Source organism: Allorhizobium paknamense (genome assembly GCF_030815125.1).
GTDB lineage: Bacteria > Pseudomonadota > Alphaproteobacteria > Rhizobiales > Rhizobiaceae > Allorhizobium > Allorhizobium paknamense.
In genome coordinates, this window is sequence record NZ_JAUSWH010000022.1 from 39,158 (window position 1) to 50,561 (window position 11,404).

13 protein-coding genes and 1 pseudogene are annotated in these 11,404 nt (G+C 61.2%); 8 read left to right on the forward strand and 6 right to left on the reverse strand.

Annotated elements, in window-relative coordinates:
• Positions 1–88: 88 nt before the first annotated feature.
• The 4 genes from ykgO to QO005_RS22135 all read right to left on the reverse strand — a co-directional run bounded on the left by ykgO (position 89) and on the right by QO005_RS22135 (position 2,166).
• A complete protein-coding gene (gene ykgO, locus QO005_RS22120) occupies positions 89–214 on the reverse strand; it encodes a type B 50S ribosomal protein L36 (RefSeq protein WP_003497670.1) in 126 nt (41 codons plus the stop codon).
• A 164-nt stretch (positions 215–378) separates the two neighbouring features.
• A complete protein-coding gene (locus QO005_RS22125) occupies positions 379–1,437 on the reverse strand; it encodes a 5-(carboxyamino)imidazole ribonucleotide synthase (protein ID WP_307160194.1) in 1,059 nt (352 codons plus the stop codon).
• Positions 1,438–1,448: 11 nt separating this feature from the next.
• A complete protein-coding gene (gene purE / locus QO005_RS22130) occupies positions 1,449–1,946 on the reverse strand; it encodes a 5-(carboxyamino)imidazole ribonucleotide mutase (protein ID WP_307160195.1) in 498 nt (165 codons plus the stop codon).
• Between the two features lie 16 nt (positions 1,947–1,962).
• On the reverse strand, positions 1,963–2,166 hold the full coding sequence (locus QO005_RS22135; protein WP_307160196.1) for a YdcH family protein: 204 nt from the start codon (positions 2,164–2,166) through the stop codon (positions 1,963–1,965).
• Positions 2,167–2,533: 367 nt separating this feature from the next.
• On the opposite strand from QO005_RS22135, the gene QO005_RS22140 reads away from it, so the two are divergent.
• Positions 2,534–2,707, forward strand: coding sequence for a YdcH family protein (locus tag QO005_RS22140; protein ID WP_307160198.1), 174 nt, complete (start codon positions 2,534–2,536; stop codon positions 2,705–2,707).
• Positions 2,708–2,763: 56 nt separating this feature from the next.
• Positions 2,764–2,991, forward strand: coding sequence for a hypothetical protein (locus QO005_RS22145; protein ID WP_307160199.1), 228 nt, complete (start codon positions 2,764–2,766; stop codon positions 2,989–2,991).
• 48 nt (positions 2,992–3,039) lie between these two features.
• Here QO005_RS22145 and QO005_RS22150 read toward each other — a convergent pair whose 3' ends face one another.
• On the reverse strand, positions 3,040–3,300 hold the full coding sequence (locus tag QO005_RS22150) for an ArsR/SmtB family transcription factor (RefSeq protein WP_307160200.1): 261 nt from the start codon (positions 3,298–3,300) through the stop codon (positions 3,040–3,042).
• 81 nt (positions 3,301–3,381) lie between these two features.
• A complete protein-coding gene (locus tag QO005_RS22155; protein ID WP_307160201.1) occupies positions 3,382–4,158 on the reverse strand; it encodes a sulfite exporter TauE/SafE family protein in 777 nt (258 codons plus the stop codon).
• A 139-nt stretch (positions 4,159–4,297) separates the two neighbouring features.
• On the opposite strand from QO005_RS22155, the gene QO005_RS22160 reads away from it, so the two are divergent.
• The 6 genes and pseudogenes from QO005_RS22160 (at position 4,298) to QO005_RS22185 (ending at position 11,309) form a co-directional block, all read left to right on the forward strand.
• Positions 4,298–4,954: a thiamine phosphate synthase gene (locus QO005_RS22160; protein WP_307160202.1), complete on the forward strand. Its 657-nt coding sequence runs from the start codon at positions 4,298–4,300 to the stop codon at positions 4,952–4,954.
• An 8-nt stretch (positions 4,955–4,962) separates the two neighbouring features.
• Positions 4,963–6,084: pseudogene (locus QO005_RS22165) on the forward strand (tetratricopeptide repeat protein); the annotation flags it as partial.
• Between the two features lie 336 nt (positions 6,085–6,420).
• Positions 6,421–7,221, forward strand: a complete 801-nt coding sequence (locus QO005_RS22170; protein WP_307160204.1) for an inositol monophosphatase family protein — start codon at positions 6,421–6,423, stop codon at positions 7,219–7,221.
• A 198-nt stretch (positions 7,222–7,419) separates the two neighbouring features.
• Entirely contained in the window at positions 7,420–8,439 is a 1,020-nt protein-coding gene (locus QO005_RS22175; RefSeq protein WP_370878139.1) for a flagellar motor protein MotA, read from the forward strand.
• Complete coding sequence (locus QO005_RS22180; RefSeq protein WP_307160206.1) at positions 8,439–9,470, forward strand: peptidoglycan -binding protein; 1,032 nt, start codon at positions 8,439–8,441, stop codon at positions 9,468–9,470. The genes QO005_RS22175 and QO005_RS22180 overlap by 1 nt, the downstream gene beginning before the upstream one ends.
• A gap of 192 nt (positions 9,471–9,662) precedes the next feature.
• The gene (locus QO005_RS22185; RefSeq protein WP_307160207.1) at positions 9,663–11,309 is read left to right on the forward strand and encodes an FAD-binding dehydrogenase; all 1,647 of its coding nucleotides are present in this window, start codon (positions 9,663–9,665) and stop codon (positions 11,307–11,309) included.
• Positions 11,310–11,404 lie beyond the last annotated feature (95 nt).

The following is an 11,404-nucleotide window of genomic DNA, read 5'->3' on the forward strand; positions in this document are numbered from 1 at the left end:
AACTGAATTTTGCACGTCTACTGCTGTTGGCCATCAAGATCTGTTGAGGCCATATTCCCGCCGCGCCTATGGGCAGCGGGCAGCAATATCAGCCCTGGCGGGCCTTGAAGCGCGGGTTCTGCTTGTTGATGATGTAAACGCGGCCCTTGCGGCGAACCAGACGGTTGTCGCGGTGACGAGCCTTCAGCGCTTTCAGCGAGTTCTTGATCTTCATTTTACGGTCCGCATGGTTGCCAGGGAATCCATCGATTCCACCGGTATCTCTGACATTGAAAAGCGCGCCGCGGGGCGCGCCGTTTCAGGGTTGGTGGCTCATAGCCCGTGACCTGCCCAAATGTCAACCGGCACGGCGGTTTTTCCGCCATTTTCCGGTGTCTTTCACCTTTTCAGGAGCTCCGTGACATGGCCCATCTTACGGCCAGGGCGCGCTTCAGCCTTGCCGTAGAGATGCACCAGCACATTGTCCTTGGTGAGCCAGGCGGGCAGCGCATCCACATCCGCGCCGATCAGATTGGTCATGATACAATCGGAATGGCGGGCGGTTGCCCCCAGCGGCAGGCCAGCCACGGCGCGGATATGCTGTTCGAACTGCGAGATCACACAGGCCGCCTCCGTCCAGTGACCGGAATTGTGCACGCGTGGCGCCATTTCATTGGCGACCAGCGCGCCATCCGCCATCAGGAAGAATTCAATCCCGACCACGCCGACATAGTTGAGGCCCGTCAGCAGCTTGCGGGCGGCGGCGCGGGCAGCCTCCGCCGTTTCCGTGGTGATGCGGGCGGGCAGCGTCGAAGTGTGCAGAATGCCGTCGCGATGGACGTTCTCCGCCGGATCGTAGCAGGCAATTTCGCCGCTCTCGCTGCGCGCCGCGATGACGGAGATTTCCCGCTCAAAGGGGATGAACCCCTCAAGGATCAGGGGCACGCTGCCCAGCGCCGCAAAGCCGCCTTCTGCGCTCTCACCCTTGCGGTAAACCCGCTGGCCCTTGCCGTCATAGCCAAAGCGCCGGGTTTTCAGCACGCCTTCGCCGCCGAAATCGGCAAGCGCTGCCTCCAGCCCGGCCTGATCGTCCACCGCCCGAAAGGGCGCGGTGGTGATGCCGTTGTCGTTGAGGAACTGCTTTTCCGTCAGCCGGTCCTGTGAAACGTCCAGCGCGCGCGGCGGCGGAAACACGGCAACGCTGCGGCTGAGAGTGAGCGCGGCATCCACCGGTACGTTTTCGAATTCATACGTCACGACATCGCACAGGCTTGCGAGTTCCGCCAGCGCCTGGGCATCGTCATAGGCGGCCTTGAGATGCGTATTGGCCACCTGCGCGGCAGGACAATCGGCCTGCGGCTCCAGAATGATCGTCTTCAAGCCGAGACGGGCGGCGGCCATGGCGAGCATGCGGCCCAATTGTCCGCCGCCAATGATCCCGATGGTTTTTGCAGTCATGGTCTCGTCAATCACATATCGTCGGTGGGATAGTCTGCCACGGCAGCGGCCTGGCTGGAGATCCAGTCGTCCAGCCGGTCTGCCAGATCTTCGTCATGGATGGCAAGAACCCGGGCCGCGAGAAGGGCGGCATTCACAGCCCCCGCACGCCCGATGGCGAGCGTGCCGACGGGAATGCCGGCCGGCATCTGCACGATGGAATAGAGGCTGTCGAGGCCGGACATGCTCTTGGATTGCACCGGCACGCCGAAAACCGGAAGCGGGCAGAGCGATGCGACCATGCCCGGCAGATGCGCTGCCCCGCCTGCGCCAGCAATGATCACCTGAAAGCCTTCGTCCCGCGCGCCCTTGGCAAAGGCATACATGCGGTCCGGCGTGCGGTGGGCGGAAACGATGCGCGCTTCGTAGCTCACGCCGAGCGCGTCCAGCGTATCGGCGGCATTCTTCATGGTTTCCCAGTCGGACTGGCTTCCCATGATGATGGCGACGGGCGGTCTTTCGTCTTGCATGGGCAGCCTCTCCTCCTCAGGCGATAATATCGGGAATGACCTGGTCTTCCAGCTTGGAAATCATGTCCTTGAGCGCCAGCTTCTTCTTTTTCATGCGCTGGATGCGCAAGGCCTCGCATCCGACCTGAACCATGGCATTGATGGCTGCATCGTAATCTTCGTGCTCCTGGCGAAGGCGTGCGAGCTGCAGCCTGATCTCCGCCTGATCCTGATCCGCCATATACCTGTTCCCCCTGTTTATGACTGTCGGTGTTTTCATCCGATGCAGCGTGGAATCGCGCAAGCTCCTATCACCAAACAGCGATAACGGGAAGTAAGGCAAGCGGGCAATTTGCACCCGGGTCTGTTCGTTCTTGCCTCCGGCGAATATCGGCGTGTGGAGATCGCTCCTTGCTCGCAAGATTTGTATCGCTTTGGGTCAGATAGGCTGTCCTATCGTCATTCACTTTTCATGAAAGCCGCCAAATTGCCGCAGACAAACCGCCTTTTCGCCTTAGACAATCCTGTCTCTTCGTGTCACACTTCTGTTGCAAACCGCAAAGCTCCAGCAATGGACGCTGGAGGTAGACAAGGAAGGACAGAATCAAATGACCATTCAGGCTCATCTTGAATCCCTTGAAAAAAAGCATGGTGCTCTGGAGGAGAAGCTTCATGCCGCCCTTTCCTCTCCCTCTGCCGATGACAGTGAAATTCTCGAAATCAAGCGTCTCAAACTGCGTATCAAGGATGAGATGGAGCGACTGAGGAGGACGCGCCACTAAACCCATTTAGGGTAGACTGTTTCCAGTTTTCCCGCCAATGCATATAGGTCATACTGATGGTGCCTGACAGCCCGATGTCCAATGGCACTATGGTAGATAGCAAGTTCCAGGATAGGCATGACTGGATGATGACCGGCATGCCGGAAACCCCGAAGCGAAAGCTTTCGGGGTTTTTGTTTGAAGGAAAGAGGAAATCCGGATCGGTTCATACCAAGGCATCGAAGATGCTTACGCATCCTCGCCTTGAAGAGATTTCGAATATCTCAAATGCATCAGGGGCTTGAGATATTCGAAAAGGGAATACGAAGAGTCATTTTCAATGACTCTTCGCATCAGTTCCAGAACTGGTCGAGCCACAGGTTCATCTTGTTGAAGCCCGGCGTGTTGACCGAATAGATGCGCCGCGTGCCCTCGCTGGTGACCGTAACGAGCTCACAATCGAGCAGGGCTTTCAGATGTTGCGAAACCGCCGGACGGCTGATGGGCAGGCCGCGGGCCAGATCATTGACCGTTCGGGGTGCGCGGCGCAACTCCTCCAGAAGATGCCTGCGATTCGGATCGGCAATTGCGGCAAACGGATCTGAGGTGGTCATGGCGGCCCTATGTCACGGAATACAGGCAGGAAATTACTTGCAATAACCAACAATTGCAATCCTGCGGTTATTCAACGACGCCTAAAATACTGTGAATACAACCAGTCCGTCCCGGAAGAGCTTCAGCCCGGCCAGCAGCGTCATGGCGTAGACGATGGGGTAGAACGTGGTGGCTGGCATGCGGCGGACGATCCGCGCGCCGATCAGCGTGGCGACCAGGGCCAGTGGCAGCAGGCTCAGCGACACCTTGAAGCTGGCAAGATCGAGCTGGCCCAGCGCAATATAGGGAATGAGCTTGACGGCGTTGAGAATGGCGAAGAAACGCACGCTGGCCCCGGTATAGGATTTGGGATCGAGCTTCAGCGGCAGGGCATAGATTTCGAAAGGCGGGCCGCCTGCATGGGCGACGAAGCTGCCATAGCCGGAAATGGCGCCCCAGAGACTAGCCTTTCCCGCATGATGCCGCGTGCCTTGCCCGTCATCATGTCCGCGCCCCTTTAAACGATTCCAGAAATAGCGTCCGGCAAAGACGATGGTGATGGCGCCCAGCACCAGTTGCATGGCTTCTCCGGAGACCAGTGCCGACGTGGCCCAGCCGATGGCAATCCCCGCCAGTGCGCCAGGCAGCATCAGGAGTATTGTGCGCCGGTCGTTATGGTGGCGCCAGGCATAAAGCGCCACCCAATCCATGGCGATCAGGATCGGCAGGAAGATGGCTGCCGCCTGCAGGGGCGGCACCGCCATGGCCAGAATGGGGACGCCCATCAGCCCGAAGGCGCCGCCAAGCCCGCCCTTGGAAAGCCCCACGAGCGTGACTGCGATCACGGCGATCAGCAGGAAATGACTGTCGAACATCATGATTAGGGTCCAGAGGCCGCTGTTGCCGGCGGCTCTGATGCCGCTCCGGTGTTGATCCTTTTGCCAGTCCGGTCTATCGGATTTCTGGCGAGGGGGCGAGATGCTTCGTTGCCCGACATTCAGCAAGACGGATTATTCCATGACCGGACCAGACAATCGCTGCCGCCTCGTTCTCATCGCGCCCGATCTGCCGGATGCACCGGCGGAGTATGCCCGCATCATTGCCGATGCCCTGCGGGGCGGCGATGCGGCATCCGTCATCCTGCCGCAATACGGGCTGAACGATCACGACTTCCAGGCGCGCGCCGAAGCGGTCGTTCCGGACGTGCAGAAGGCCGGGGCCGCAGCGCTGGTGGTGGATAACAGCCGTGTCGCAGGCCGCGCCAAGGCCGATGGCCTGCACATCACTGGCAAGGCGGATGTCCTGGCCGAGGCGGTCGAAAAATTCACGCCGAAGCTCATCGTCGGCGCCAGTGGCGCCATGGATCGCCATCAGGCGCTGGAATTGGGCGAAGCCGGGCCGGATTACATGTTCTTCGGCAAGCTGGATGGCGATATCAAGCCGGAAGCCCATTCCAAGAACCTGGCGCTGGGCGAATGGTGGTCGGCCATGATCGAGATTCCCTGCATCGTCATGGGCGGCACGGACCCGCAATCGGCGCTGGCCATTGCCGAGACGGGCGCAGAGTTCGCAGCGCTTGGCAAGGCGGTGTTTGCCGATCCTGCCCGGGCAGCGGCGGTGCTGGCGGAAGTAAATGCGCTGCTTGACGAAAAAGCGCCACGGTTTGAAGATTGAACCCTTTCATGTCGTTTCGCATCCTTCTGAGTTCTGCACCCTTTTTGCTGTCGGCGTGTCTCGCCGCGCCCATGGCGCTTGCGCAGGTGCAGGATGCGGCCCCGCTTGAGCCGGTCTCTGAGGACGAGACCGCGCCGGGGCAGGATGTGAGCGTGCCGAGCCTCGTCACCGTGCCGCCTCCCTCGGGCGAAGCGGGCAAGATGCAGCGTCCGTCCAACGGCGCCGATCAGCCCGCAGGCGGCATTACCCTGATGGAGCGCATGGGCCTGCCCTTGCCGGATCTGCCGCCGGAAAAGCCCTTTGCGGGCAAGGTGGACGAGGCCTATGGCGCCTTCCAGCGCGGCCTGTTCGGCACGGCCTTCGACAAGGCGCTGCCGCTGGCCCAGAAAGGCGATCCAGCCGCCCAGACGCTGATCGGCGAATTGATCAGCCGGGGCCTCGCCGTCAAGCGCGACATGAAGGGGGCTGCCTTCTGGTATGGCGAGGCGGCCAAGGGAGGCGATCCCTCCGCCATGTTCAAATACGCGCTGATGCTGATGGAGGGCCGCTTTGTGCAGCCTGACAGGCCGCTGGCGGAAGAGTATATGCATAAGGCCGCCGATGCGGGCAATGCCTCGGCCCAGTTCAACTGGGGCCAGATCCTCGTGTCACGCACGCCGGGCGAGAAGGGGCTGCGCGAGGCGCTGCCCTATTATGAAAAATCCGCCGAGCAGGGCATTGCCGATGCGCAATATGCCGTTTCGCAGATCTACCGCCGCCTGCCGGGCCTGCCGCAGGAAAAGCGCGCTAAGGCCCGCAGCTATCTGGAACGCGCCGCCCGCTCCGGCTTCGATACCGCCCAGCTCGATATGGGTATCTGGCTGATCAACGGCATTGAAGGCCCTATCGATCTGGAAGGCGGGTTCAAATGGCTGCGGATTGCCGCCATTCGCGGCAATGTCTCGGCGCAAAACCGTCTGTCGCATGCCTATGTGCTGGCGCTCGGCACCAGACCCAATCCGGTCGAGGCGGCCAAGTGGTATATCCTGTCCCGCCGGGCGGGGCTGAACGATCCGGGGTTGGAGGATTTCTATCTCGGCCTGCCGGACAGCCAGCAGAAACAGGCGCTGGAAGCGGCCAATAAATTCCGCGCCAATCAGCGCGAGCGCGGCGGCAAGGCTGAAACGCCGGCCAACAGCCCGAAAGCCGCCGCTGAAGCAAAGCCGCAAAATCAGCCACGGCCCGGCGAAATCAAGGATCTTCCCGGAGTTTCGCTTAATCCTTCCGTAGCCATGGATGACGACGACGATGCCCCTGCCAAGGGCGATCAGCCGGAGGCTGCACCCGGAACGACCGCCGCCCCTTGAAATCTGCCGTTTTTTGTGGTCTTGAACCGGCCTGTCGTTTTCCCGCGACCTTCTCCGCCGCTCCGGGATTGACCCGGAGCCCGGCCACGCCGCAAAATCGAGACATCAAGGACGTCACACATGGCCCGCTCAGCCCTTCTCAATGTTATGGTTCAGGCCGCGGTCAAGGCCGGAAAATCCCTGACGCGCGATTTCGGCGAAGTCCAGAACCTGCAAGTCTCGGTGAAGGGCCCGGGCGATTTCGTCTCCCAGGCGGATATGAAGGCCGAGCGTCTGGTGCGGGACGAATTGCTCAAGGCACGGCCCACCTATGGCTTTCTCGGGGAAGAAGGCGAGGAGATCAAGGGCACTGACGGCTCGCATCGCTGGATCGTCGACCCGCTGGACGGCACCACCAATTTCCTGCACGGCATTCCGCAGTTCGCCGTGTCCATCGCGCTGGAGCGCAATGGCGATATCGTCGCGGGCGTCGTGTTCAATCCGGCCACGGACGAGCTTTACACGGCGGAGAAGGGCGGCGGCTCCTTCATGAACGATCGCCGCATCCGCGTGGCGGCCCGCCGGGTTCTCTCCGATTGCGTCATCGGCTGCGGCGTGCCGCATCTGGGCCGCGGCAATCACGGCAAGTCGCTGATCGAGCTTCGGCATGTGATGGGTGAAGTGGCTGGCATTCGCCGCCTCGGTTCGGCCTCGCTGGATCTCGCCTATGTCGCCAGCGGCCGCTTTGACGGCTTCTGGGAAAATGGCCTGAATGCCTGGGACATCGCTGCCGGCGTGCTGCTGATCCGCGAAGCCGGCGGCTTCGTCAGCGATTTCAAGGGCGGCCCCGATGCCGTCGGCACCGGTGAAGTGGTGGCCGGCAATGAATATATCCAGAAGGCACTGCTGGAAGTGGTGAACCGTCCGCTGCCCAAGGCTTGAGGCTACAGCGCCGGGCGTTTTATCAAAGGCACAAAGGACGCTGTAACACTTTAAATCTGCTGCATAATTTTATCCTTAATCGATTCCGGTTCAAGGAATTATGCAGTAGGATAGTATGGCTTTTTGCTTCATTTCGTCATGAATTTGAACTAGCTTCCGGGCGAAACCCTTAAATAGGCAGTGGTGACCATGGCAGAGATGAACGAGATCAATGTGGACGCGCCTGATGAGACGCGGGCACGGGTGGGGGCCAAGTTGTCGAGCCCTGCGCCGATCATCCTGACCATGCTGATCTTTCTTATTCTGGTGGGCTTCATTGCCGCCATCCTGTTCCGGCAGGCGGAGCAGGCCTTCTATACCAATCCGGGGCTGAACGGCCTTATTCTCGGCGTTCTCGCCGTCGGCATCATCCTGATCTTCGCCCATATCGTCGGGTTGATCGGGGAAGTACGCTGGTTCAACCATTTCCAGACCGTGGGTGAGATTGAAAAGGTGGGGCGTGAGCCGAAGCTGCTCGCGCCGATGCGGGCGCTCATCGGCAAGCGCCGCTCCATCGCCCTTTCGGCCACGCTGCTGCGGTCCATTCTCGATTCCATCGCCACCCGGCTTGATGAATCGCGCGATACCAGCCGTTATCTCATCGGGCTTCTGGTGTTTCTCGGCCTTCTCGGCACCTTCTGGGGCTTGATCGGTACGATCGGCTCGATCAGCAGTGTCATCCAGTCGCTCGATCCGGGCTCCGGCGAAGGCAATGACATTCTCCAGACGCTGAAAAACGGCCTGTCGGCGCCGCTTTCCGGCATGGGCACGGCGTTTTCCTCCTCGCTGCTCGGCCTTTCCGGATCGCTTATCCTCGGCTTTCTCGATCTGCAGGCAGGGCGCGCCCAGAACCGCTTTTACACCGAGCTTGAAAACTGGCTCTCCTCCGTCACCGATGTCGGCGCCGACCCTGCCGACAGGGCGCGGGTCGGCGGCATGGCGCCGGAGCAGTTCAACCGTCTGGTGGAGCAGTTGGGACGTATCTCTCAGCCCGGCGCAACCGGGGCCGATCGCTCGGCGGCAGCCATTGCCGGTCTGGCGGAAAGCATTCAGGGCCTTGTGAAGAACATGCGCAATGAGCAGCAGATGCTGCGGGACTGGATCGAGGCGCAGCAGGAAGATGCACGCGCCATGCGCAAGACGCTGGAGCGGCTGAACGACAAGCTCGGGAGCAAATAATGGCTCTGGCGCGCAACCGCAGACGGGACAAGGGCGGCGATTACTGGCCGGGCTTCGTCGATGCCCTGTCGACGCTGCTCATTGCCATCATGTTTCTGCTCACCGTCTTCGTGGTGGCGCAGTTCGTCCTGAGCCGGGAAATCACCGGCAAGGATGAGGTGCTGAACCGGCTGAACAACCAGATCGCCGAACTTACCCAATTGCTGGCGCTGGAAAAGAGCGGCAAGCAGGATCTGGAAGACACGCTCGCCAATCTGCAATCCTCGCTCGCCCAGTCCGAAAGCGAGCGCACACGGCTGCAAAGCCTGCTGGATAGCGGCAGCGGTGCTGCGGCGCAATCCGAGGCGAAGATCAACGATCTGACCGGCAAGCTCAATGACGAGCAGCAGGTCAGCGCCCGTGCCATGAGCCAGATCGAGCTTTTGAATCAGCAGATTGCCGCATTGCGGGCGCAGATCGCGGCGGTGGAGCAGGCGCTTCAGGCGTCTGAAGCGCGCGATCAGTCCTCGCAGGCCAAGATTGCCGATCTCGGGCGGCGCCTCAACGTGGCGCTGGCGCAGCGGGTGCAGGAGTTGAACCGCTATCGCTCCGATTTCTTCGGACGCCTGCGGGAAATCCTGTCCGACCGCCAGAATATCCGCATTGTTGGCGACCGTTTCGTCTTCCAGTCGGAAGTGCTCTTTCCCTCCGGCGGCGCCGATCTCAATCCGCAAGGGCTGGATGAGATGAGCAAGCTGGCTGCCGCCCTTGTCGATCTGGCACGCGAGATTCCGCCGGATATCAACTGGGTGCTGCGCGTGGACGGCCACACCGACAACGTGCCGCTCTCCGGCAATGGCCGCTATCCGGATAACTGGGCGCTGTCTTCGGCGCGCGCCATTTCCGTGGTGAAATTCCTGATTTCCAAGGGCGTTCCGGCGGACCGGCTGGCGGCGGCCGGCTTTGGCGAGTTCCAGCCCATCGCCCCCGGCGACAGCCCTGAGGCTCGTGCGCAAAACCGTCGGATCGAGCTGAAACTCACCGAAAAATAGCAGCCAATCCAGGTGTGGGATGTCATACGAAGAGTCATTGAAGATGACATTTCGTATTCCCTTTTCGAAATCTCTTAAAGGCGAGGATGCGTCAGCATCTTCGAGCCTTGGTATAAAGACGGCCTTGCAGCTTCAGCTTGCGTTCCATTGACGTTTTCGTAAAAGTAAATCTCTTTGCATCTGGGAGGAAGCATGGAGACCTATGACGTTATCGTGGTGGGGGCAGGGCTTGCGGGGCTGGTGGCGGCGGTGGAGGCTGCTGAGCGGGGCCTCAGTGTCTGCCTTGTCGATCAGGAGGGGGAGCAGAATCTGGGCGGTCAGGCCTTCTGGTCGCTCGGCGGGCTGTTTTTCATCGATAGTCCCGAACAGCGCCGTCTTCGAGTGCGCGACAGCCTCGATCTCGCCCGGCAGGACTGGTTCGGCTCCGCCGGTTTCGATCGTGAAGACGATGTCTGGCCCCGGCAATGGGCGGAGGCCTATCTTGATTTTGCCGCGGGTGAAAAGCGCGCCTGGTTGCATGCCAAGGGCATGCGCTGGTTTCCAGTGGTGGGCTGGGCCGAGCGGGGCGGGGCGCTTGCTCATGGTCACGGCAATTCCGTGCCGCGCTTTCACGTCACCTGGGGCACTGGCCCCGGCGTGCTGGCACCTTTCGTGAAAGAGGCCCGGGCGCTGGCGGAGCAGGGGCGCATAACCTTCCGCTTCCGGCTTCGGGTGGATCATCTGACGCAAAGCGGCAGTGCGGTCACGGGTGTCACTGGCATGCGGCTCGCCGACGACCCGGTGGCGCGAGGTGAGGCAAGCAGCCGCGCGGAAACCGGTGACTTTGCGCTTGAAGCGGGCGCCGTCATCGTGGCCTCCGGCGGCATTGGCGGCAATCATGATCTGGTGCGCAAGAACTGGCCGGTGGAACGGCTCGGCACGCCGCCAGCCTCCATGGTCTGCGGCGTGCCCGCCCATGTCGATGGGCGGATGATGGCGATTTCCGAGGCTGCCGGAGCGCGGGTGATCAATCCGGACCGCATGTGGCACTATACCGAGGGGCTGAAAAATTACGATCCGATCTGGCCCGGCCATGGCATCCGCATCCTGCCCGGTCCATCCTCCTTCTGGTGCGATGCCGATGGCGAGAGATTGCCCGCACCGGCGCTGCCCGGCTTCGATACGCTGGAAACCCTGAAAATCTTGAGGGCGCGCAACAGTGACTACAGCTGGTTTATTCTGACGAAGGACATTATTCGCAAGGAATTCGCGCTGTCCGGCTCGGAGCAGAATCCGGACCTGACGGGCAAGGATATCCGTCTGCTGCTGAAGCGGCTGGGCAAAGAGCCGCCCGCACCGGTCAAGGCCTTCATGGAACGGGGCGAGGATTTCGCCGTGCGCTCCACGCTGGAAGATCTGGTGGCGGCGATGAACGCCATGACCGGCGAAAACCGGCTGGATGCCGCCCGCCTTCGCAGCCAGATCGAGGCACGCGATCGGCAGATCGACAACAGCTTCGGCAAGGATGCGCAGGTCACCGCCATTCGCGGCGCACGCGCCTATCTGGGCGACAAGCTGATGCGTACCGCCCGCCCGCACCGCCTGCTCGATCCCGCCCATGGCCCGCTGATTGCCGTTCGCCTGCATATCCTCACCCGCAAGACGCTGGGCGGGCTGGAAACCAATCTCAAGGGGCAGGCGCTGGGAAGCGACGGACAGATTATTTCCGGCCTTTATGCCGCAGGCGAAGCCGCCGGTTTTGGCGGCGGCGGCATGCATGGCTACAAGGCGCTGGAAGGCACCTTCCTGGGCGGCTGCCTGTTTTCGGGCCGCATTGCCGGGCGTAACGTTCTGAGGTGATTAGGCTGTAGTGACAAATTAATGGTTTGGGATTCCCTTTGAGGCGCAAATCAGATTCAACGCTAACTTTTGGAGGTTGGCGATGGATGGTGAGG

Excerpts from the sequence above, each read along its gene's own strand:
- QO005_RS22185 (WP_307160207.1), top strand. The coding sequence starts at position 9,663 with ATGGAGACCTATGACGTTATCGTGGTGGGGGCAGGGCTTGCGGGGCTG.
- QO005_RS22150 (WP_307160200.1), bottom strand. The coding sequence starts at position 3,300 with ATGACCACCTCAGATCCGTTTGCCGCAATTGCCGATCCGAATCGCAGG.
- QO005_RS22140 (WP_307160198.1), top strand. The coding sequence starts at position 2,534 with ATGACCATTCAGGCTCATCTTGAATCCCTTGAAAAAAAGCATGGTGCT.
- QO005_RS22175 (WP_370878139.1), top strand. The coding sequence starts at position 7,420 with ATGAACGAGATCAATGTGGACGCGCCTGATGAGACGCGGGCACGGGTG.
- QO005_RS22170 (WP_307160204.1), top strand. The coding sequence starts at position 6,421 with ATGGCCCGCTCAGCCCTTCTCAATGTTATGGTTCAGGCCGCGGTCAAG.
- purE (WP_307160195.1), bottom strand. The coding sequence starts at position 1,946 with ATGCAAGACGAAAGACCGCCCGTCGCCATCATCATGGGAAGCCAGTCC.
- ykgO (WP_003497670.1), bottom strand. The coding sequence starts at position 214 with ATGAAGATCAAGAACTCGCTGAAAGCGCTGAAGGCTCGTCACCGCGAC.
- QO005_RS22155 (WP_307160201.1), bottom strand. The coding sequence starts at position 4,158 with ATGATGTTCGACAGTCATTTCCTGCTGATCGCCGTGATCGCAGTCACG.
- QO005_RS22180 (WP_307160206.1), top strand. The coding sequence starts at position 8,439 with ATGGCTCTGGCGCGCAACCGCAGACGGGACAAGGGCGGCGATTACTGG.
- QO005_RS22125 (WP_307160194.1), bottom strand. The coding sequence starts at position 1,437 with ATGACTGCAAAAACCATCGGGATCATTGGCGGCGGACAATTGGGCCGC.
- QO005_RS22145 (WP_307160199.1), top strand. The coding sequence starts at position 2,764 with ATGGTGCCTGACAGCCCGATGTCCAATGGCACTATGGTAGATAGCAAG.
- QO005_RS22160 (WP_307160202.1), top strand. The coding sequence starts at position 4,298 with ATGACCGGACCAGACAATCGCTGCCGCCTCGTTCTCATCGCGCCCGAT.
- QO005_RS22135 (WP_307160196.1), bottom strand. The coding sequence starts at position 2,166 with ATGGCGGATCAGGATCAGGCGGAGATCAGGCTGCAGCTCGCACGCCTT.